This window comes from Sphingomonas aurantiaca (genome assembly GCF_003050705.1).
In the GTDB taxonomy this organism is placed as follows: Bacteria; Pseudomonadota; Alphaproteobacteria; order Sphingomonadales; family Sphingomonadaceae; genus Sphingomonas; species Sphingomonas aurantiaca.
In genome coordinates, this window is sequence record NZ_QAOG01000003.1 from 1 (window position 1) to 19,754 (window position 19,754).

Here is a 19,754-nt window from a genome sequence, read left to right on the forward strand (position 1 = left end):
ATGACAACACTGGGTTCGCCCAGCACGTCAGACGATAGTGCGGATGATTAAGACGACGCCAGATTGCCAATCCCCTCGCCGTCGAGGGATTGGTCACAAATACCACTACACCAGCACTCGGTGTTCCGAGAGGCTGGCAACCAAAATGCACGGTATCGATTTTAAAACCCTCACCCCAGCTGCAAAGCCAAGGTGAGGGACCCAGATATTCAAGTACGCATGTCGCACCGGCTCCATTGCCTGGTGGCTATAGCGTCGGTGTCCCACCCGATCCCATTCCGAACTCGGCCGTGAAACCCGACTGCGCCAATGGTACTATCGCTCAAGCGATGGAAGAGTAGGTCGTCGCCAGGCATTGAAGCCCGTGCAACATGCAAACACGCGAATATCAAAACCCATTCACACGTCATCTACCCTCAGTCCCTAACCGGACCGTCGCGGGGTGGAGCAGCCCGGTAGCTCGTCAGGCTCATAACCTGAAGGTCACAGGTTCAAATCCTGTCCCCGCAACCAACACAGCCCGCAAGGTCGATAAGACTATGCGGGCTTTGTTGCGTTTGCAGGCATTGCATTTCAAAAGCACTGTGCCCGTTCGCTTTTGAGCTCAACGGGCCGGGCTTCCGGACGACGGTCCTCACGTCGGGCGCCCTACGCATCGTGCGAAGCGGCCCAGGGGCCGCGGGAGAAGACCGCGGGCCCCAGACAACAGGACAGCCTCACCGCTTCCGGACGAACTCCGCACGCAGCACCAGGCCCTTGATGCCCTCGTACCGGCAATCGATCTCCTGCGCGTCGCCGGTCAGGCGGATCGACTTGATCAGCGTGCCGCGCTTCAGGGTCTGGCCTGCGCCCTTCACGGTCAGGTCCTTGATCAGCGTCACCTGATCGCCGTCCGCCAGCACGTTGCCGACCGAATCGCGCACCACGATCGCACCGTCGTCCGCCGCGACAGGCGCCGCGCCCCCACCCGCGACCCATTCGCCGGTCGCTTCGTCGTACACATACTCGTCGTTCGCGCTCTCAGTCATCAGATGTCTCCGGCAGCGCCCAGTCGATCGGCCGGCGCCCATGGGTTTCGAGAAAGGCGTTGGCCTTGCTGAACGGCCGCGATCCGAAAAACCCGGTTCGTGCCGCCAGCGGCGACGGATGCGCGGACTGGATCACCAGATGGCGCCCGCCCGTCGCAATATCGTCAACGAACGCCGCCTTCTTATGTGCATACGCCCCCCATAGGAGGAACACGACAGGTTTCGGTTGCGCGTTCACCGCGGCGATCACCGCGTCCGTAAATCGCTCCCAGCCACGCTTCTGATGCGATGCGGCCGCCCCCATCCGCACGCTCAGCACTGCGTTGAGCAGCAGCACGCCCTGCGCCGCCCAGTGATCGAGCATGCCGTGGCGCGCGCGCGGGATGCCGAGATCGGCCTCGAGCTCCTTGTAGATGTTCACGAGGCTCGGCGGCGTCCGCACGCCCTTGCGCACCGAGAAGCTCAGGCCGTGCGCCTGGCCCTCGCCGTGATACGGGTCCTGCCCGAGGATCACGCACCGGACCTGATCGAGCGGGGTGAGTTCCAGTGCGCGAAACCGATCCGCATCGTCTGGGAAGATGCGCGCGCCCGCAGCGCGCTCGGCCTCCAGAAATGCCTCGAGGTCGCGCATGTACGGCGCATCGAACTCGGGCCGCAGCGCCTGCCAGCTTGGTGGAAGAGGGGGTGTCGTCATCCCCGGTCGCATGTCGGACAGGGCAGGCGCGTGTCAATCTGCGCGACGTCTTGTTCCCCCGCGGAGGCGGGGGCCCAGCATCTCGCAGGGCAACGCCCGTAGCCCTGGAGCCCCGCTTCCGCCGGGGAACGGCGACCGTACGGTGCTCGATGCGAGGCGAAAGGCTCGCACAACGCATGCGGGCTCATTATATGCGCCGCCATGACAGAGATCACCGTCGCCGCGCTGCAGCTGGGCTTCACGCCCAACATCGACCGCAACATCGCCAACGTCTCGCGCCTCGTCCACGAGGCCGCGGCTAAGGGCGCGCAGGTCATCCTCCCGCCCGAATTGTTCGAGGGCGAGTATTTCTGCCGCGTCGAGGACGAGGGCCTGTTCGCCAACGCCGCCCCCGTCGGCCAACACAAGGCGGTGCTCGCGATGCAGGCGCTCGCCGAGGCGCTGAAAGTCACGATCCCGACCAGCTTCTTCGAGGCGGACGGCCCGCATCATTACAACAGCCTCGCGATGATCGGCCCCGACGGCAACATCCAGGGCGTCTATCGCAAGAGCCACATCCCCGACGGCCCGGGCTATGAGGAAAAGTTCTACTTCCGCCCCGGCAACACCGGCTTCAAGGTCTGGCCGCACGCGTCGGAGGCGGGGCGGACGACGCTCGGCGTCGGCGTCTGCTGGGACCAATGGTATCCCGAGACCGCGCGCGCGATGATGCTGATGGGCGCGGAAGTGCTGTTCTACCCGACCGCGATCGGCAGCGAGCCGCATGATACCAGCCTCGACACCGCGCGGCTGTGGCGCCGGGCGATGGTCGGTCATGCGGTCAGCAACGTCGTGCCGATCGTCGCCGCCAACCGCGTCGGCGTCGAGCACGGCCAGACCTTCTACGGCACCAGCTTCATCGCCGACGAGCGCGGCGACATCCTCGCCGAACTCGGCCGCGAGGACGAGGGCGTGATCACCGCGACGATCGACCTCGCCATCGTCAAGCGCCACCGCGCCGCATTCGGCTTCTTCCGCGATCGCCGGCCCGACCTCTACGGTCGGCTGGTTCAGGACATCTGAACCCCGATCCTCCCCCGCCAGGGGGAGGTGGCTGGCTTGCCAGACGGAGGGGGGGATAGGAGGACCGCCGTTCCGTGTCCTCCCCCTCCGTCACCTTCGGTGCCACCTCCCCCTTGCGGGGGAGGATCGAGAACTTAGAACCAGGCCATCCCTGCGAGCAGCGCGCCGACCAGCGCCGCCGTGCCCGCGACCCACAGCAACCACCGCCGCCCGGTCAGCGCGGTGATCGAGGCCAGCGCGATCGCGACCTGGATCGCAGTGACCGCCAGCGCCAGCTTCGTGTGCGGGCGCAACGCCTCGTCCGAGTCCGAATCCGCCGCCGCCGATCGCGCGTCGAGCGCGGTCGCCTCCCGCTTCAACGCGGCCCCGCGTGCCTTGTAGCGTGCGATATCGGCCCGCTGCGTCGCCATCCGCGCCGCATCGACCCCGGGCGGGGCGAGATCGACCTCCATCTGCGCGATATGCCGCTTGAGATCCTCCGCCTGGTAATAGCCCCATGCGTCCGACGCCTGCGCCTTGATCAGCACCGCCTCGTTCTTGTGGAGCAGCGCCTCGTTCTGCGTATGCCCGCCGAGAAAGCTGGTGACCGCCGCCAGCGTCGCCAGAACCGCGGTGAACAAGGCGATCCGCTGGTCGAATGCCTCCCCCTTGGCGCCGCGTTCCTCCGAGAGTTGTTCATGCAGTCCGCGCACGTCGAAATCGTCGTCCATGGCGGTCGGTTTATGCTCCCGCGCGTGACTGGACGCTGATGGTCGGGTGACATATTTGTAAGCGCGCCATGACGTTACGCCACATTCAATACCTTGTGCCGCCGCTGGTTGCGCTGCTCGCCGGCTGTGCAACACCGTCGGTGAAGAGCGTTCCCCCCAGCGATCATTTCGACGGCCGCCGCTTCTTCAACCCGGACGGCGTGCAGGGGAGCAGCGGCGAGCAGAAGCAGGGCCCGGTCGCGCTGCTGCGCAATCTGGTGAAGCCGCCCTATCGGAGCTGGCCCGAAGTCCCCGTGACGCCGTCGCGGCCGCCGGCGCGGGTCGACGGCCGGACGATGCGCGTCACCTGGATCGGCCATTCGACCGTGCTGGTGCAGACGCAGGGGCTCAACATCCTCACCGATCCGATGTGGCTTGCGCGCTCGTCGCCGGTGCAGTTCCTCGGCGTGAAGCGAGTCCGCGCGCCCGGCGTGCGGCTGGAGGACCTGCCCAGGATCGACCTGATCCTGCTCAGCCACGACCACCGCGACCATCTCGACATGCACGCGATGCGCCGGCTGTGGCACCGCGACAAACCGCTGATCGTGACGGGCCTCGGCAACGACCAGATCCTCAGGCGCAACGGCGTCCATGCGGAAGCGCGCGACTGGGGCGGGCGCGTCACGCTGCGCCCGGGCATCGACGTGATCGTCGAGCGCGCGCATCACTGGAGCCAATACGACCCCGGCGACCGCGACACGACGTTATGGGCGGGCTTCACCGTGACGCTGCCCGGCGGCAACCTGTATTTCGCGGGCGACACAGGCCCTGGCGACATGCGCTGGGCGACCGAGGCGCGCCGCGCAGGACCGGTCCGCCTCGCGATCCTGCCGATCGGCGCGTATCATTTTGCAGGCCACGAGACCGACAATCATATCGGGCCGGACCAGGCCGTAACCGCGTTCGAACAGCTCGGCGCAGCCTATGCGATCGGCGTCCACTGGGGCACGTTCGAACTGACCTCGGAAGCGATCAACGAACCGCCCGAACACCTCCGCGCGGCGCTGGCCCGCGAACACATCGCCGCGGACCGCTTTCGGACGGCCGAAGCCGGCGAGGCCTGGGTGATCGAATAGAATCTACCGCACCCAGCACGCCGGACCCCACCCTTCCCCACCTCCCCGGCGGAGGCCGGGGTCCAGTTGGGGAACGCCGCTAACTGAACGGTACGCCCCGTTACCGCGACTTTTCCAACTGGACCCCGGCCTCCGCCGGGGAGGTGATAAATGGCTATGCTCTAAACTTGGTCGGGTACCGGCTCAGCTTGCGACGAGTCTCAAATCGTCTCGCGCAACGCCAGCGCCCGCGCGAACACCGCGTCGAACATCTCCGCGGTCAGCACGCCCGTATTCACGTTGTAGCGCGAGCAATGATAGCTATCGATCAGGATGCGCCCATCGGGCATCACATGCTCCGCGCCGTGCGCAAAGCGCGCCTTGGGCAGCCGCCCGCCGAGCATCTTCACCGCAGACTGGTGCGCGATATGCCCCAGCGCCACGAACACGCGCGCGGTCGGCACCGCATCCGCCTGCGTCTCGAGAAACGGCCGGCAGGTCCGTATTTCTTCGGGGGTCGGCTTGTTCTCGGGCGGCAGGCACTTCACCGCATTGAGGATGATCGCGCCGTCGAGCGCCAGCCCGTCCTCGGCCTTGGCGCCATAGGTGCCGGTCGCGAGCCCGAACCGCCCGAGCGTCTCGTACAGGAACTGCCCCGAATAATCGCCGGTGAACGCGCGGCCGGTGCGGTTCGCGCCGTGCTTGCCGGGCGCGAGGCCGATGATGCCGAGCCACGCCGCCGGATCGCCGAACGCGGGGACGGGGGCGTTCCACCAGGTCGGGAACTCGGTGCGCAACTGCTCGCGCACCGCGACGAGGCGCGGGCAGAGCGGGCAGTCGCGCGGCGGTTCGGTCTCGGGCAGCGCGGCGACGGGCGCGAAGACGGTGGTGACGTCGATAACGCCGTCGTCAGCGGAGTCGGAAAGATCGGCGGTGTAAGGTGTGGAGTCCATGCGATTGCGCTAGGCGGACGAAATGTCGCCTGCAACCCCGCTCCCGCCGATCGCGCGTCCGGCATCGACGTACGTGATCGCGCTCGGCTCCAACCGCCGCGGCCGGCACGGGGCGCCCGAGCGCGAGATCGCGGCCGCGCTGGCCATGCTGGGCGACGTCGTGGCACGGTCGCCGACCGTCGCCAGCGCGCCGCTCGGTCCCTCGAATCGCCGCTACGCAAACGCCGTCGCGCTGATCGAAACATCCGAGGATCCCGCTGCGCTGCTCGTCCGGCTGAAACAAATCGAACGACGCTTCGGTCGGCGCGCGGGGCGTCGCTGGGGCAGCCGTGTGATCGATCTCGACATCATCCTCTGGTCGGGGGGCGCATGGACGTCGCCCGGCCTCGTCGTTCCGCACGCCGCGTACCGCACGCGCGGCTTCGTGCTCGCCCCGCTTGCCGGCCTCGTGCCCGCCTGGCGCGATCCCCGGACGGGCAGAACGATACGGCAATTGGCGCAACTGGTTGACCGACGGCGGCCACGCGATTAGGTGCGCGGTCCACGATGGCGGGGGTCCGTAGCTCAGTTGGTAGAGCAAGCGACTTTTAATCGAGAGGTCCCGGGTTCGAGCCCCGGCGGACCCACCATCGATGCCTCGGGCGATGCGCCGAGCAGGCGGCGGCACGTCCCGGCGATTCTCGCGGGCGCATCGGTCGCCGCGGTCGGCATTGTCCTGATCCTCATCGTCGGTCTCGCGGTCGATCATTGGCCGTTCGCGTTCGATCGCTCGATCATCCTGGGCCTGCGCGCCTGGGGTGGCCCGTCCTGGCTGCCCAAGGTCGCCACCGACGTCACCGCGCTCGGCGGCGGAATCGTGCTGACGATCGTCGTCGTGCTCGTCGCCGGCCTGTTGATCGTCCAGCGGCTCTGGCTGACCGCGGTCGCGATCGTCGCGTCGAGCATCAGCGGCAATATCGTCGTCGAGCTGGTCAAGCTGCACGTCGCGCGCCCGCGGCCCGACATCGTCGAGCATCTCGTCGCGGTCACGCATATGAGCTTCCCCAGCGGGCATTCGGCGAACAGCGCGATCGTCTATCTCACGCTTGCAGGGCTAGCGTCGCAGGTCACGGAGCATCGTGCGACGCGCGCGTATCTGCTCGTCGTCGCGATCCTGCTGGTCGGCGCGATCGGTTGCAGCCGGGTGTATCTCGGCGTCCACTGGCCGAGCGACGTGCTGGCGGGGTGGAGCTTCGGTACGCTCTGGGCACTCGCCTGGTGGCTGGCGACCGCCCGCGCGCGCCGCGCGATCGGCGGCGAGCGGCATGCCTTCGGCACCCCGCCGAATCCTCACACCCAACTCTAAAATCCTCCCCCGCCAGGGGGAGGTGGCGCGAAGCGACGGAGGGGGAGGACACGCAACCGCGGTTTCCCTGTCCGCCCCCTCCGTCAGGCTACTGCCTGCCACCTCCCCCTGGCGGGGGAGGATTTGCGGCGCGTCCTAGCGGCCCTTCTCGGCGAGCGCGCGCTCCCAGGCCAGCGCGTCGCGGACGATGCCGTCGAGATCGGCGTGGCGCGGCGTCCAGTCGAGCGTCTCGAGGATCGCGCGATTGTCCGAGATCAGCATCGCGGGATCGCCCGCGCGACGCCCTTCCAGCCGACGCTCGATCGTCCGGTTGGTGACCTTGTCGACCGCATCGAGCACTTCGAGCACCGAGAAGCCCTTGCCATAGCCCGCGTTGAGCGTGTGGCTCTCGGCAGGCGTTGCCACCAGCAGTTCGAGCGCTGCGACATGCGCCGCGGCAAGGTCGCTGACATGGATATAGTCGCGCACGCCGGTGCCGTCGGGCGTGGCGAAATCGGTGCCGTAGACGCCGACATGGCTCCGCTTGCCGGTCGCCGCCTCGACCGCGATCTTGATCAGGTGAGTCGCGCCCACCGTCGACTGGCCGCTGCGCCCCTGCGGATCCGCGCCCGCAACGTTAAAATAGCGCAGCGCGGCGTAGTTCATCGGGTGCGCCGCCGCGACGTCGCGCAGCATCGCCTCGGTCATCAGCTTCGACATGCCGTACGGGTTGATCGGCACGGTCGGATCGCCCTCCGCCACCGGCACCTTTTCGGGCGTGCCATAGGTCGCGGCGGTCGACGAGAAGATGAAGTGGGGCACGCCCTCGACGACCGCGCTCTCGATCAGCGCGCGGCTGGCGGCGGTGTTGTTGCGGTAATATTTGAGCGGGTCGCTGACCGATTCGGGGACCACCACCGACCCTGCGAAATGCATGATCGCCTTCACGCCGTAATCGCGGATCGCCGCGCGCACCTTCGTGTCGTCGGCGACGTTCGCCTCGACCAGCGTCGCGCGCGGATCGACCGCCCAGTCGAACCCGGTGACCAGATTGTCGAGCACGACGACGTCGTATCCCGCGTCGAGAAGTGCCAGTACCGCATGGCTGCCGATGTAACCGGCACCGCCGGTGACCATTACCTTACCATCGAGCTTTGGGCCGTCGATCATGTACGTCTCCTCTTTGTTGCGCGGTAGCGGCTTCCTATCTTGGGAGAAAGGAGATCATAATGACGGATTATGTAACGCTGGCCGGCGGCTGCTTCTGGTGCACCGAGGCTGTGTTCAAGGACGTGATCGGCGTCGAAAGCGTCGAGAGCGGCTATATCGGCGGGCATGTGCCTGATCCGACGTACAAACAGGTCTGCGGCGGCGACACGGGCCATGCCGAGGCGATCCGCATCGGGTTTGATCTCGAGCAGCTGAAACTCGGCGATCTGCTCGACATCTTTTTTGCGACGCATGACGCGACGACGCTCAACCGGCAGGGCAACGACGTCGGCACGCAATATCGCTCGGCGATGTTCCCGATGGATGATTCGCAGCGGTCGGAGATGCAGGCGGCGCTCGAGCGCGCGCAGGCCGACAGCCCCAAGCCGATCGTCACGACGATCGAGGCGCCGCAGGATGCGGTGGCGTCGACCTGGTACGAGGCCGAGGGCTATCACCAGGATTATTGGGAAACGTCGGGCCGCTCGAACCCCTATTGCATGGCGGTGATCCCCCCCAAGCTGCAGAAGCTCCGCAAGAGTTTTGCGGCACGGTCGAAGGCGGCTGTGAACGCGTAATCGTAAAACCCCCCGGCCAAGCCACACCCCCCCCCGTCATCCTGACGAAAGTCAGGATCCAGGGTTACGGGGGGTGTCGCTCGGGGCTCTGGGTCCTGACGTTCGTCAGGATGACGAGGCGTCAGCGATGCGCGGCGCGGCGCAAGCGATCGTTGATCGCTTCGCCGATGCCGTGCGCAGGGATCGGCGCAATGGCGATGCGAGCGGCGTCATTCGCATCAGCCGCGTGCAGCAGGTCGAACAGCCGCGCTGCGGCTTCGACCAGATCCCCCGACGCGGAGAGCGACACGTCGCCCTCCACATCACCAAACCCGATCAGCCACTCGTCCCGTTCCGCATCGATCGCGTTCAACCGAAGCGCCTTGCTCGGCGCATAGTGGCTTTCAAGCTGCCCCGGCGCCGTCACTCCGCGCCCCCCCGGCGAAGGCCGGGCCCCAGTTGGGGGACGGCGATGATCCGCGCCGCGCTCCGTGACATCCGACGTTCCAACCGGGCCCAGGCCTCCCCCGGGGAGGTGCATCAGCAACGCCTCCGCCGTCACCGGCCCCGGCCGCAGCACGCTCCGCCCCGCCACGATCGTCGACTCCAACCCCGCCTCGGTCGCCCCATCGTCGAGGATCAGCGGCACGTTCGCCCCCAGGCTCGCCGCGACGTGCGCCGCCGTCGTCGGCGAAATCCCCCCGCTCGCATTGGCCGACGGCGCCGCCAATGGCCGCCCCGACGCCGCGATCACCCCCTGCATCGCGCGGTGCCGCGGCACCCGGATCGCGATCGTCTCCAACCCCGCCGTCACCAGCGCTGCGATCCCCGACCCGCTGCGCACCGGCAGCACCAGCGTCAGCGGCCCCGGCCAGAACGCCGCGGCCAGCGCGCGCGCATCCGCATCGAACACCGCGATCCGCTCCGCGGCCGCCAGATCGGCGACATGCACGATCAACGGATTGAAGCTCGGGCGCCCCTTGGCGGCATAGATCCGCGCCACCGCCTCGGCATTGGTGGCGTCCGCCGCGAGCCCGTACACCGTCTCGGTCGGCACCGCGACGATGCCGCCCGCGCGAATCAGCGCGGCGGCCTCGGCGATCGCGGCCATGCCGTACGGTAAAATCACTGGGTGTGGACGGGTCATTCTGAAGGCCTATAGCGGGCGCAAAGCATAGCGATAAGAGGATGCGATGGCCTTCACCCCAGCAACCACCGAACAGCGTTTCGTGCTCGACCATGTCGTGCGGATCGCCGAACTCGCGAATACCGAACGCTATTCCGCCGCCAGCGACGACGTCGTCGACGCGGTCCTGGAAGGCGTCGGGCAGCTCGCCGCCGGCGAATGGGCGCCGCTCAACCGCACCGGCGACACCGTCGGCGCGAAATGGACTGACCGTGGCGTCGTCATGCCCGACGGCTTCGCACAGGCGTACAAGGATTATGTCGAGGGCGGCTGGGGCACGATCGGCGTCGAGGAGGAATGGGGCGGGCAGGGCCTCCCCTTCGCGATCCAGACCGCGGTGCTCGACACGCTGGGCTCGGCGAACATGGGCTTCGCGCTCTGCCCGACGCTGACCGTCGGCGCGATCGAGGCGCTGCAGCATCACGGCAGCCCCGAACAGCAGGCACTCTACCTCCCCCATCTCGCGACCGGCGAATGGACCGGTACGATGAACCTCACCGAGCCGCAGGCCGGCTCGGACGTCGGCGCCCTCCGCGCGACCGCGACGCCACTCGGCGACGGCAAATGGTCGATCAAGGGCACCAAGATCTACATCTCGTTCGGCGATCACGACATGGCGCCGAACATCGTCCACCTCGTCCTCGCCCGCACCCCCGGTGCCCCTGCCGGGACGAAGGGCATCTCGCTGTTCCTAGTCCCGAAATACCGTCTCAAGGATGACGGCACCCCGGGCGACTTCAACGACGTCCGCGTCGTCTCGATCGAGCACAAGATGGGGCTCCACGCCTCGCCGACCTGCGTGCTGAGCTTCGGCGACAATGACGACTGCATCGGCGAGCTGATCGGCGCGGAGCTGGGCGGCATCCGCGCGATGTTCACGATGATGAACAATGCGCGCCTCAACGTCGGGCTTCAGGGCGTGCAGGTCGCCGAGGGCGCGACTCAGGGCGCGGTCGCCTATGCGCTCGACCGGGTCCAGTCGGCGCGCGCGGGTTCGCCGAACAAGGAGTCGGTCAAGATCGTCGAGCATCCCGACGTCCGGCGCATGCTGATGCGGATGAAGGCGCAGACCCAGGCGGCGCGTGCGCTCGTCTACTACGCCGCCGGGCAGGTCGATCGCGCGAACATGGGCGATCATGCCGCGCGCAACCGCCTCGAACTCGTCACGCCGCTCGCCAAGGCGCACGGTACCGATCTCGGCAACGAAGTCGCCTCGCTCGGCATCCAGGTGCATGGCGGCATGGGCTATGTCGAGGAAACCGGCGCCGCGCAGTATTTCCGCGATGCGCGCATCACGCCGATCTACGAAGGCACCAACGGCATCCAGGCGGCGGATCTCGTCGGGCGGAAACTCGGCCTCGACAATGGCGGCGCGTTCGCGGCCTTGATCGCCGACATCCGCGCGGAGGCGAAGGATGAGCGGCTGCTCGCACTGGTCGACGCGTGCGAGGCGATCGGGCGTCGGCTCGCCACCGCGGACGCCGACGACAAGCTCGCGGCCAGCTATCCCTTCCTCACGATGCTGTCGGTCGCGACCTGCGGCTGGCTGATGGAGCGGCAGGGCGGCGTCGCCGGCACCGACGACTTCGGCCGGATGAAGGCGGCGGCGGTGCGCTTCTACCTCGACCAGATCGTCCCCGAGGCGATGGGGCTCAACGCGGCGGCCACTGCGAGCGCGGCGGTGCTGTACGCGATCGAGCCGGAACTCTTCGCGGCCTGAGCTGACCATAATCAAGCCCCGTCATCCTGGGCTCGACCCAGGATCCAGAGCCAAGCACGGTATCGCGTGTGGCTCTGGATCCTGACTTTCGTCAGGACGACGGGGTGGGGTAGGGGCCCGCCCTCGCACATTGCCCTCTACCCCCCGTCCGATCCTCCACCTTCCATTCGCCCTGAGCGAAGTCGAAGGGCCGGTCCCACACTCAGGTGCTTCGACTTCGCTCAGCACGAACGGTAAGGGGGGGGCAGAAATCTGTGAAAGCCCGACCGATGTTCGATCTCGACGCCTATCTCACCCGTGTCGCCATGCCCGCCCGCCCCACGCTCGACTCGATCGGCCTCGCGCGCCTCCAGCACGCGCACCGGTTGGCGATTCCGTTCGAGGATCTCGACGTCGTGCTCGGCCGCGGCATCGCGATCGACAGCGCCTCGGTCTTCGCCAAGCTCGTCACCGCGCGCCGCGGCGGCTATTGCTTCGAGCATAACCGCCTGTTCCTCGACGCGCTCGCCGAGCTCGGCTTCGTCGCCCGCCCGCTGCTCGCGCGCGTATGGATCGCAGCGGCCGGCGTCCCGCCGCTTACGCATACCTTCGCGCTGGTCACGATCGACGGGCAGGACTGGATCGCCGACACCGGGTTCGGCGGTAGCTACACGCCCGTCCTCCCGCTGGCCGACGGCGCCGAGGCGACCGCGCCCGACGGCGCCCGCTTCCGTCTCGATGCGACCGAGCAGGGCTGGTTGTTGCTCCGTGACGGCGATCCGATGACCACCGATGGCCGCGGCGAAACCGGCGGGTTCCAGCCGCAATACAGCTTCACGCTCGCCGAGGTGTTCGACGCCGATCTCGCGATGTCGAACCACTGGACGTCGACCGCCCCCGCCAGCCGCTTCACGCACACCGCGATCGCCAGCATCGTCCTGCCCAACGGCTTCGCGTCGCTGGTCGGCCGCAACTATCGCCGCCGCTCGGGGACCGACACGACCGCCGGCGAGATCACCGATCCGCGCGTCTACCGGATCCGCATGAGCCTGTTGTTCGGGATCGACCTGAGCGTCGAGGACGTCGCCGCGCTGGGGCTGTTCTGAAACTCATCCCCACTGCCGTTCGTGCTGAGTAGCTACCGAGTAGCTCCGTCAGGAGCGTATCGAGGGCGCGTATCGAAGCACAGGTTCCGCGTGCAAACCTGTCCTTCGATACGTCCTCTCGATACGCGGCTTCGCCATTACTCGACGACTACTCAGGACGAACGGGGGGAAGCGGACGAACCAGCCCCAGGGGGCGAGTGGAGTAAATACTCAGACCCGCTCGCGCTCCAGCAGGTCGCGCGCGTTCAGCCCCAGCAGGTCGATATGCCCGAGGATCCGCGGCCACTGCGTCGTCACGAAATTCTCGCGCTCGGCGATCCGCAGCGCCTCTGCCGCGCCCGGCATCACGAACATGCCGACGCCGCGGCGGACCTCGACATAGCCGTCATCCTGAAAGCTCTGATAGGCCTTGGCGACCGTCAGCGGGTTCGCGCCCTGCTCGGCGGCAAACGCGCGGACCGAGGGAAGCTGGTCCCCCGCGCGATAGTCGCCTCGAAGAATCCCGGCGGCAATCGTGCTGCGGAGACGGATATATACGGGGCTGTCGTCGCTGCTGAGCGCTGTCATGCTGTTCTAATACAGCAATCGGGCGAATAGTCGAGTCCTCAGGATCCCCAATGGCTTACCAACCGTGCCATATCCGGGCGGGGCCGTTCGTCGAGCGCGCGCGACGGCGTGCCGATGAACATGAAGCCCGCGATCCGCTCGGACGGCGAACCGAACGCATCGCGTACCGTGTCCGAGAACGCCGCCCAGCCGGTCAGCCAACCGCCCGCGAAGCCCTCCGCATGGACCGCGTGCAGCAGGTTCATGCACGCCGCGCCCGCGGACAATTCCTGCTCCCACAGCGGAATCTTGCTCTCCTTGGGCGACGACAGGACGACGACCAAAGTCGGCGCCTGGTGCGCGAACTGGTCGAGCGACTCCAGCTCGAGCCGCGACGCGTCGGGACGCTCGGCGAGATAGGCATCCGTGATCAGCGTCGACAGCGCCTTGCGATGGTCGTCGCCGACCACGACGAACCGCCACGGCGCCAGCTTGCCATGATCGGGCGTCCGCGCCGCGATCTCGAGGATCGTCGCCAGCTGGTAGGAATCGGGGCCGGGCGCGACCAGGTCGCGCGGCTTGCCCGAGCGGCGGGTGGCGAGCAGCGACAGCGGCGTGGAACGATCGTTGAGCATGGCATGTGAGATAGGCTTTGCCCTGCGATATTTACAGTCCGGGCTTTGTCGTTAAGTTGCGCGCGCATAACGACGCCGCGACCGACGGCGGCCAGACGAGTATTAGGGAGCGTAAGCATGGTGGACACCCCGACCGCGGATACCCCGCGAGAGCCGGATATCACCCATATCAATCCGGCCGCCGGGGAAACCTGGTTCGGGCACCCACGGCAGCTCGCGCGGCTGTTCACCACCGAGATGTGGGAGCGGTTCGGCTATTACGGCATGCGCGCGCTGCTCACGCTGTATCTCACCAAGCATTTCGTGTTCGGCGATCGCGAGGCGACCGGCCTCTACGGTGGCTACACCGCGCTGGTGTATCTGACGCCGCTGGTCGGCGGCTATCTGGCGGATCAGTATCTCGGCTCGAAGCGCGCGGTGAAGTTCGGCGCGATCATCATGGCGATGGGCTATCTGCTGCTCTGCTTCGGCGGCGAGACCGCCAAGCCCTATGCGACGATCGCCAACCAGCGCTACGAGATCCAGGTCGTCGAACAGGCCGACAGCGAAGTCCGCTACCTCGTCGACGGCGCGAACAAGCTGAAGATTAAGGGCAATGACGACGGCACCGTCTCGCTGCTCGCGGCCGACGGATCGACCGCGCGGACGGTCGAGAAGGGCGGCTTCGAATCAGGCGCGGAACGCAGCAGCTTCTACGTCACGATCATGCTGCTCGCACTCTGCATGATCTCGGTCGGCAACGGCTTCTTCAAGCCCAACATCTCGACGATGGTCGGCGAGCTTTACGCGCAGGGCGACAAGCGCCGCGATGCCGGGTTCACGATCTTCTACATGGGGATCAATCTCGGCTCGCTGTTCTCGCAGCTGCTCTGCCCGTTCCTCGCGGTCGCGTTCGGCTGGTGGGCCGGCTTCGGGCTGGCGGCGATCGGCATGTTGTTCTCGTGGACGCTGATCCAGTTCGATGGCGGCAAATTGAACGGCTATGGTGAGCCGCCGGTGCGCAGCGGCCCCGATCGCGCGCTCGGCATCTATGCGCTCGCGCTGCTCGGCATCCCGATCTTCTATCTTCTGTTCGTCAACCTGATGAACGCCGAGCCGCCGGTGCCGGGCTCCGGGATCGTCGGCTACATCGTCTCGCTGTCGCTGATGGGCAAATTGCTGTTCGGCACGTTCCTGATCGCGGTGCCGGGCATCCTGATCTGGTCGTTCGTCAACGGCGAGCGGCGCGAGTTCCAGATGATGCTCGCGGCGATGGTGCTGATCGTGTTCAACGTCGTGTTCTGGACGCTGTTCGAGCAGGCGGGCTCGTCGCTGACGCTGTTCGCGGATCGCAACACCGATCTCAGCGTGTTCGGCCTGTTCAGCATCTCGGCCGGGCAGACCCAGTTCTTCAACGCCTTCTTCATCGTCGCGCTCGCGCCGGTGATGTCGATCCTGTGGACCAAGCTTGCGGCCAAGGGCATCGAGCCGTCGATCCCGGTCAAGTTCGGCATCGCGCTGATCGGCGTCGGCGTCGGCTTCCTGTTCCTCGTCTGGGGCGCGAGCATGGTCGGCCCGACGTTCAAGGTCGCGATCTGGTGGCTCGCCGGGCTCTACTTCATCCACTCGTTCGCCGAGCTTTGCATCTCGCCGGTCGGTCTCAGCATGATCACCAAGCTGTCGATCGCGCGCGTCGTCGGGCTGATGATGGGCGTGTGGTTCCTGTCGATCTCGGTCGCGCAATATGTCGCGGGCATCGTCGCGCAGGTCGCGAGCGTCGAGACGGTCGGCGGGCAGGTGACCAATTTGAAGGTCAGCCTCGACACCTATGCGGGCGTGTTCTGGACGATCGGGCTGGTGTCGGCAGGGATCGGCGTGCTGCTGCTGCTGATCTCGCCGCTGATCAAGAAGTGGATGCACGGCGTCCAGTAAGCCCGCAATTCCCCTCCCGCTTGCGGGAGGGGTTAGGGGAGGGTGCGACGTACGTACCGGCGTCCGGCCAGCGAGGCGCACCCCTCCCCCGACCCCTCCCGCAGGCGAGAGGGGAGCAGTTCAGATCCGCGTCATCGACAGCGCCTTCTCGCCGTACCGCGGCCCGGCCGTCCCACCCTTCGGCGCCGCCGCATCCAGCTTCGCCAGATCGTCCGCGGTCAGCGCGACATCCGCCGCCTGCATGCTGTCCTCCAGCGTAACGCGGCGCTTCGACCCCGGGATCGGCACGATATCGTCGCCCTGCGCCAGCAGCCACGCCAGCGCGACCTGCGCCGGGCTCGCGCCGTGCGCGTCCGCGATTCCCTTCACCACCGCGACCATTTCCATGTTCTTGGCGAAGTTCTCCTCCGAATAGCGCGGATCGTTGCGCCGATAATCGCCCTCGGGCAGATCCGATCGCGCGGTGATCTGCCCCGTCAGGAACCCGCGACCCAGCGGCGAATAGGGCACGAACCCGATCCCCAGCTCGCGGCACAGCGGCAGGATCTCGTCCTCGACCCCGCGCTCCCACAGCGAATATTCGCTCTGCAACGCCGCGATCGGATGCGTCGCCGCCGCGCGCCGGATCGTGTCGAGCCCGGCCTCCGAAAGCCCGAGATGCCGCACCTTGCCCTCGCGCACCAGCTCGGCCATCGCGCCGACCGTGTCCTCGATCGGCACGCCCGGATCGACGCGGTGCTGGTACAGCAGGTCGATCGTCTCGACCCCCAGCCGCTTCAGCGACCCCTCGCACGCGCGCCGCACATTGGCGGGCGTCGAGTCGACCCCGGTCATCCCGTTGTCGTCGTAGCGGAAGCCGAACTTGGTCGCGATCACGACGCCGTCGCGCTTGCCGCGGATCGCCTTGCCGAGCAGCTCCTCGTTGATCAGCGGACCATAGATTTCGGCGGTGTCGAACAGCGTCACGCCAAGCTCGATCGCGCGGTGGATCGTCGCGATGCTCTCGTCGGCATTGGCCTCGCCGTACATGCCCTTGCCGATACCGGCCATCGGCATGCAGCCGAGGCCCAGCGCGGAAACCTCGAAATCAGGGCCGAGCGTGCGATATTTCATGCGGAATCTCCTTGGCGTCACTGCGCGCTGAAACGGAGATGGTGACGGCGGTATCCATCGTCACGTTGCCGACGGTGCGAAATAGGTCGGGAACGGTCTCGACCGCGATGAACAGCCCCAAAGCCTCGATCGGCACCCCCATCGCGATCGCCACCGGCGCGACCGAGGCGATGAAGCTCACCGTCCCCGGCAGCGACACCGACCCCATCGTCGTGATCGCCGCAGTGGCGATCCCCGCGGCGAGCTGCCCCGGCCCGATCGGCACGCCGACGAGGTGCGCGACGTACAGCGCGACCGCGAGGTTCATCGCCGGGCTGGTCGCACGGAACACCGCGACCGCCAGCGGCAGCACGATCCCGGCTGTAGCAGGCGAGGCACCCAGCTCGACCGAACCCTTCAACATCGCCGGCAGCGACGCGAGCGACGACTGCGTGCTGATCGCCACCGCCTGCGCCGGCGAAACCGCGCGCGCAAAGGCGGCGAACCGCACCCGCCCGCCGATCATCCCGACCGGATACGCGGCGATCAGCACGACCACGCCGATCGCCGAGACGCAGACGATGTAATGCACCAGCGCACCGAACGCCGCGGTCCCGGTCCGCGCGCCGACCCCGTACGCCAGCGCGAAAATCCCGATCGGTGCGAGCTTCAGCACCCAGCCGATCACGATCAGCAGCGCATCGACCACCGCCTGGAAGAACCCCGTCAGGATGCTGCGCTGCGCGTCGGGCAGCTGCGTGACCGCGAACGCGAACGCCAGTGCGAACACCGTCAGCGGCAGGAACGCATCGCCCGCCGCCGCCGCGACGACGTTGGTCGGCACGATCGTATCGAAGAACGCACCGATCCCCGGCACCGTCCCGACCGGCGCGCTGGTCGTCAGCGCGGTGCGCAGCGCGGTCGCAAGGCCGGCGGGCAGCGGCCACGCCTCGAGCAGCAGCGGCGTGACCAGCGCGGACATGATCGTCACCGCCCACAGGATCGCGACCATCATCGCCAGCGCGCGCACGGTGATCCGCCCGGCGCGCGCGGCCTCCGCGGTCGCGCCGATCCCGGTGACCAGCAGCGAGACGATCAGCGGCACGATCACCATCTGCAACCCGTGCAGCCATGCCGACCCGATCGGCTGCGTCACCGCCGTGACCGCGATCGCCTGCGTCGGCGCCAGCGCGGCGGCGAGGATGCCGATCGCGATACCACCAACCAGGGCGATCAATATCCGTGTTGCCTGCGACATGCTCGCCCTTCGTGTTGCATCGCGCTATCAGCGATGGCGAACCCGATACCGGACGGAAAGTACAAGCGATGGCAAGGAAATATTTCGGCACCGATGGCATTCGTGGCGCCACCAACGTCTCGCCGATGACGGCCGAGATGGCGATGAAGGTCGGCATGGCAGCAGGCGCCTATTTCCAGCGCGGCGATCACCGCCACCGCGTCGTGATCGGCAAGGATACGCGGCTGTCGGGCTATATGCTCGAATCCGCGCTGGTCGCGGGCTTCACCAGCGTCGGCATGGACGTCGTCATGGTCGGGCCGATGCCGACCCCCGCGGTGGCGATGCTCACCCAGTCGATGCGCGCGGATATCGGCGTGATGATTTCCGCCAGCCACAACCCCTATGCGGACAACGGCATCAAGCTGTTCGGTCCCGACGGCTACAAGCTGTCCGACGAGGCCGAGGCGGCGATCGAGGCACTGATCGATGGCGACGTGCCGCTCGTGACCTCGGACCAGATCGGCCGCGCCCGCCGGATCGAGGATGCACAAGGCCGCTACATCCATTTCGCCAAGTCGACCTTCCCCGAGAATCTCCGGCTCGACGGCATGCGGATCGTGATCGATTGCGCAAACGGCGCCGCGTACAAGGTCGCACCATCGGCGCTCTGGGAACTCGGCGCAGACGTCGTTGCGATCGGCGTGACGCCCAACGGCACCAACATCAACGACGGCGTCGGCTCGACCGCACCGCAGACGCTCGCCGAGACGGTGGTCGCGAGCGGCGCGGACATCGGCATCGCGCTCGACGGCGACGCGGACCGGCTGATCGTCGTCGACGAGACCGGCACGATCGTCGACGGCGACCAGCTGATGGCAACGATCGCGGCCAGCTGGGCGCGCCAGGGCCGGCTCGCGGGCGGCGGGCTGGTCGCGACGGTCATGTCGAACCTCGGGCTCGAGCGCCATCTGGCAGCACAGGGGCTCGGGCTCGTGCGCACCAAGGTCGGCGACCGCCACGTGCTCGAGAAGATGCGGTCGAGCGGCTATAATGTCGGCGGCGAGCAGTCGGGCCACATCATCCTGTCGGATTATGCGACGACCGGCGACGGCCTCGTCGCCGCTCTCCAGATCCTCGCCGAGGTCAAGCGCTCGGGCGCGCCGGCCGGCGAAGTGCTGCACCGGTTCGAGCCCTTGCCGCAATTGCTCAAGAACGTCCGGTTCGGCGGCGGCAAGCCGCTCGACGACGAATCGGTCAAGGCGGTGATCGTGCAGGCCGAGGCCGAACTCGCGGGCAAGGGCCGCCTCGTCATCCGCCCGTCGGGCACCGAGCCCGTGATCCGCGTGATGGCCGAGGGCGACGATCTCGGCCAGGTCGAGCGCGTCGTCGACCGGATCTGCGACGCCGTACGCAAGGCAGCCGCCTGATGCTCGAGATGCGCCCCACCTGCGAACGCTGCGCCGCGGACCTCCCCGCGGACGCCCCCGGCGCATTCATCTGCTCGTTCGAATGCACCTTCTGCGCGGAATGCGCCGACGCGCTCGACGAGCGTTGCCCCAACTGCGGCGGCGAACTCCTCGACCGCCCGACGCGGCTCGGCGAAGCGCCCCCGCAGAAGCCCGCCGCGGGCAGGCGACACTAGGGTCCTGCCGCAACCAGGCTCTTCTACCACCCCGGCGAAGGCCGGGGCCCAATTGGAAAGGTCCAG

The 19,754-nt window shown here is 67.5% G+C and carries 20 protein-coding genes, 2 tRNA genes and 1 rRNA gene; 13 read left to right on the forward strand and 10 right to left on the reverse strand.

What is annotated here, in order from left to right:
- Nucleotides 1-239: 239 nt before the first annotated feature.
- Nucleotides 240-354 (forward strand): 5S ribosomal RNA (gene rrf, locus C8J26_RS08965).
- 82 nt (nt 355-436) lie between these two features.
- A tRNA-Met gene (locus C8J26_RS08970) sits at nt 437-513 on the forward strand.
- Nucleotides 514-716: 203 nt separating this feature from the next.
- Here the strand turns inward: C8J26_RS08970 and C8J26_RS08975 are convergent.
- Entirely contained in the window at nt 717-1,028 is a 312-nt protein-coding gene (locus C8J26_RS08975; RefSeq protein WP_107957646.1) for an alkylphosphonate utilization protein, read from the reverse strand.
- Entirely contained in the window at nt 1,021-1,722 is a 702-nt protein-coding gene (gene ung, locus C8J26_RS08980; protein WP_107957647.1) for a uracil-DNA glycosylase, read from the reverse strand. The genes C8J26_RS08975 and ung overlap by 8 nt, the downstream gene beginning before the upstream one ends.
- Nucleotides 1,723-1,923: 201 nt before the next feature.
- Between ung and aguB the strand changes: the two genes are divergently transcribed.
- Entirely contained in the window at nt 1,924-2,784 is an 861-nt protein-coding gene (gene aguB / locus C8J26_RS08985) for an N-carbamoylputrescine amidase (RefSeq protein WP_107957648.1), read from the forward strand.
- Between the two features lie 134 nt (nt 2,785-2,918).
- Here the strand turns inward: aguB and C8J26_RS08990 are convergent, their stop codons facing one another.
- Nucleotides 2,919-3,494, reverse strand: coding sequence for a DUF4337 domain-containing protein (locus C8J26_RS08990; RefSeq protein ID WP_107957649.1), 576 nt, complete (start codon nt 3,492-3,494; stop codon nt 2,919-2,921).
- A 68-nt stretch (nt 3,495-3,562) separates the two neighbouring features.
- Here C8J26_RS08990 and C8J26_RS08995 point away from each other — a divergent pair, with 68 nt between their 5' ends.
- Nucleotides 3,563-4,609, forward strand: coding sequence for an MBL fold metallo-hydrolase (locus tag C8J26_RS08995; RefSeq protein WP_107957650.1), 1,047 nt, complete (start codon nt 3,563-3,565; stop codon nt 4,607-4,609).
- A gap of 200 nt (nt 4,610-4,809) precedes the next feature.
- Here C8J26_RS08995 and C8J26_RS09000 read toward each other — a convergent pair whose 3' ends face one another.
- Entirely contained in the window at nt 4,810-5,541 is a 732-nt protein-coding gene (locus tag C8J26_RS09000; RefSeq protein WP_107957651.1) for a uracil-DNA glycosylase, read from the reverse strand.
- Between the two features lie 22 nt (nt 5,542-5,563).
- Here C8J26_RS09000 and folK point away from each other — a divergent pair, with 22 nt between their 5' ends.
- From folK to C8J26_RS09015, 3 genes are all read left to right on the forward strand, one after another.
- On the forward strand, nt 5,564-6,073 hold the full coding sequence (gene folK, locus C8J26_RS09005) for a 2-amino-4-hydroxy-6-hydroxymethyldihydropteridine diphosphokinase (protein WP_107957652.1): 510 nt from the start codon (nt 5,564-5,566) through the stop codon (nt 6,071-6,073).
- A gap of 21 nt (nt 6,074-6,094) precedes the next feature.
- A tRNA-Lys gene (locus C8J26_RS09010) sits at nt 6,095-6,170 on the forward strand.
- A gap of 227 nt (nt 6,171-6,397) precedes the next feature.
- On the forward strand, nt 6,398-6,886 hold the full coding sequence (locus C8J26_RS09015; protein ID WP_167398810.1) for a phosphatase PAP2 family protein: 489 nt from the start codon (nt 6,398-6,400) through the stop codon (nt 6,884-6,886).
- Nucleotides 6,887-7,021: 135 nt separating this feature from the next.
- Here the strand turns inward: C8J26_RS09015 and galE are convergent, their stop codons facing one another.
- A complete protein-coding gene (galE, locus tag C8J26_RS09020; RefSeq protein WP_107957654.1) occupies nt 7,022-8,035 on the reverse strand; it encodes a UDP-glucose 4-epimerase GalE in 1,014 nt (337 codons plus the stop codon).
- A 59-nt stretch (nt 8,036-8,094) separates the two neighbouring features.
- Between galE and msrA the strand changes: the two genes are divergently transcribed.
- Nucleotides 8,095-8,652 (forward strand): peptide-methionine (S)-S-oxide reductase MsrA, encoded by a 558-nt coding sequence (msrA, locus tag C8J26_RS09025; RefSeq protein WP_107957655.1) that lies wholly within the window; start codon nt 8,095-8,097, stop codon nt 8,650-8,652.
- 121 nt (nt 8,653-8,773) lie between these two features.
- On the opposite strand, the gene C8J26_RS09030 is transcribed toward msrA, so the two are convergent.
- Complete coding sequence (locus C8J26_RS09030; RefSeq protein ID WP_244185236.1) at nt 8,774-9,778, reverse strand: L-threonylcarbamoyladenylate synthase; 1,005 nt, start codon at nt 9,776-9,778, stop codon at nt 8,774-8,776.
- Nucleotides 9,779-9,824: 46 nt separating this feature from the next.
- On the opposite strand from C8J26_RS09030, the gene C8J26_RS09035 reads away from it, so the two are divergent.
- Nucleotides 9,825-11,537 (forward strand): acyl-CoA dehydrogenase family protein, encoded by a 1,713-nt coding sequence (locus C8J26_RS09035; protein WP_107957657.1) that lies wholly within the window; start codon nt 9,825-9,827, stop codon nt 11,535-11,537.
- Nucleotides 11,538-11,806: 269 nt separating this feature from the next.
- Nucleotides 11,807-12,622 carry an arylamine N-acetyltransferase family protein gene (locus C8J26_RS09040; RefSeq protein ID WP_107957658.1) on the forward strand — a complete coding sequence of 272 codons (816 nt, stop codon included), beginning with the start codon at nt 11,807-11,809 and terminating at the stop codon, nt 12,620-12,622.
- A 210-nt stretch (nt 12,623-12,832) separates the two neighbouring features.
- Here the strand turns inward: C8J26_RS09040 and C8J26_RS09045 are convergent, their stop codons facing one another.
- Both C8J26_RS09045 and C8J26_RS09050 read right to left on the reverse strand, forming a co-directional pair.
- Nucleotides 12,833-13,189, reverse strand: a complete 357-nt coding sequence (locus tag C8J26_RS09045) for a GntR family transcriptional regulator (RefSeq protein WP_107957659.1) — start codon at nt 13,187-13,189, stop codon at nt 12,833-12,835.
- A 38-nt stretch (nt 13,190-13,227) separates the two neighbouring features.
- Entirely contained in the window at nt 13,228-13,803 is a 576-nt protein-coding gene (locus tag C8J26_RS09050; RefSeq protein WP_107957660.1) for a nitroreductase family protein, read from the reverse strand.
- A 117-nt stretch (nt 13,804-13,920) separates the two neighbouring features.
- On the opposite strand from C8J26_RS09050, the gene C8J26_RS09055 reads away from it, so the two are divergent.
- The gene (locus C8J26_RS09055) at nt 13,921-15,714 is read left to right on the forward strand and encodes a peptide MFS transporter (RefSeq protein ID WP_107957661.1); all 1,794 of its coding nucleotides are present in this window, start codon (nt 13,921-13,923) and stop codon (nt 15,712-15,714) included.
- A 120-nt stretch (nt 15,715-15,834) separates the two neighbouring features.
- Here C8J26_RS09055 and C8J26_RS09060 read toward each other — a convergent pair whose 3' ends face one another.
- Both C8J26_RS09060 and C8J26_RS09065 read right to left on the reverse strand, forming a co-directional pair.
- Entirely contained in the window at nt 15,835-16,827 is a 993-nt protein-coding gene (locus tag C8J26_RS09060; protein ID WP_107957662.1) for an aldo/keto reductase, read from the reverse strand.
- Nucleotides 16,802-18,064, reverse strand: a complete 1,263-nt coding sequence (locus C8J26_RS09065; protein ID WP_107957663.1) for a dicarboxylate/amino acid:cation symporter — start codon at nt 18,062-18,064, stop codon at nt 16,802-16,804. The genes C8J26_RS09060 and C8J26_RS09065 overlap by 26 nt, the downstream gene beginning before the upstream one ends.
- 68 nt (nt 18,065-18,132) lie before the next feature.
- Here C8J26_RS09065 and glmM point away from each other — a divergent pair, with 68 nt between their 5' ends.
- Both glmM and C8J26_RS09075 read left to right on the forward strand, forming a co-directional pair.
- The gene (gene glmM, locus C8J26_RS09070; RefSeq protein WP_107957664.1) at nt 18,133-19,473 is read left to right on the forward strand and encodes a phosphoglucosamine mutase; all 1,341 of its coding nucleotides are present in this window, start codon (nt 18,133-18,135) and stop codon (nt 19,471-19,473) included.
- Nucleotides 19,473-19,688, forward strand: a complete 216-nt coding sequence (locus C8J26_RS09075; protein WP_107957665.1) for a DUF1272 domain-containing protein — start codon at nt 19,473-19,475, stop codon at nt 19,686-19,688. The genes glmM and C8J26_RS09075 overlap by 1 nt, the downstream gene beginning before the upstream one ends.
- Nucleotides 19,689-19,754: the final 66 nt, after the last annotated feature.

Coding starts and splice junctions, on each gene's coding strand:
- C8J26_RS08975 (WP_107957646.1), bottom strand. CDS start 1,028: ATGACTGAGAGCGCGAACGACGAGTATGTGTACGACGAAGCGACCGGC.
- ung (WP_107957647.1), bottom strand. CDS start 1,722: ATGACGACACCCCCTCTTCCACCAAGCTGGCAGGCGCTGCGGCCCGAG.
- aguB (WP_107957648.1), top strand. CDS start 1,924: ATGACAGAGATCACCGTCGCCGCGCTGCAGCTGGGCTTCACGCCCAAC.
- C8J26_RS08990 (WP_107957649.1), bottom strand. CDS start 3,494: ATGGACGACGATTTCGACGTGCGCGGACTGCATGAACAACTCTCGGAG.
- C8J26_RS08995 (WP_107957650.1), top strand. CDS start 3,563: ATGACGTTACGCCACATTCAATACCTTGTGCCGCCGCTGGTTGCGCTG.
- C8J26_RS09000 (WP_107957651.1), bottom strand. CDS start 5,541: ATGGACTCCACACCTTACACCGCCGATCTTTCCGACTCCGCTGACGAC.
- folK (WP_107957652.1), top strand. CDS start 5,564: ATGTCGCCTGCAACCCCGCTCCCGCCGATCGCGCGTCCGGCATCGACG.
- galE (WP_107957654.1), bottom strand. CDS start 8,035: ATGATCGACGGCCCAAAGCTCGATGGTAAGGTAATGGTCACCGGCGGT.
- msrA (WP_107957655.1), top strand. CDS start 8,095: ATGACGGATTATGTAACGCTGGCCGGCGGCTGCTTCTGGTGCACCGAG.
- C8J26_RS09030 (WP_244185236.1), bottom strand. CDS start 9,778: ATGACCCGTCCACACCCAGTGATTTTACCGTACGGCATGGCCGCGATC.
- C8J26_RS09035 (WP_107957657.1), top strand. CDS start 9,825: ATGGCCTTCACCCCAGCAACCACCGAACAGCGTTTCGTGCTCGACCAT.
- C8J26_RS09040 (WP_107957658.1), top strand. CDS start 11,807: ATGTTCGATCTCGACGCCTATCTCACCCGTGTCGCCATGCCCGCCCGC.
- C8J26_RS09045 (WP_107957659.1), bottom strand. CDS start 13,189: ATGACAGCGCTCAGCAGCGACGACAGCCCCGTATATATCCGTCTCCGC.
- C8J26_RS09050 (WP_107957660.1), bottom strand. CDS start 13,803: ATGCTCAACGATCGTTCCACGCCGCTGTCGCTGCTCGCCACCCGCCGC.
- C8J26_RS09055 (WP_107957661.1), top strand. CDS start 13,921: ATGGTGGACACCCCGACCGCGGATACCCCGCGAGAGCCGGATATCACC.
- C8J26_RS09060 (WP_107957662.1), bottom strand. CDS start 16,827: ATGAAATATCGCACGCTCGGCCCTGATTTCGAGGTTTCCGCGCTGGGC.
- C8J26_RS09065 (WP_107957663.1), bottom strand. CDS start 18,064: ATGTCGCAGGCAACACGGATATTGATCGCCCTGGTTGGTGGTATCGCG.
- glmM (WP_107957664.1), top strand. CDS start 18,133: ATGGCAAGGAAATATTTCGGCACCGATGGCATTCGTGGCGCCACCAAC.
- C8J26_RS09075 (WP_107957665.1), top strand. CDS start 19,473: ATGCTCGAGATGCGCCCCACCTGCGAACGCTGCGCCGCGGACCTCCCC.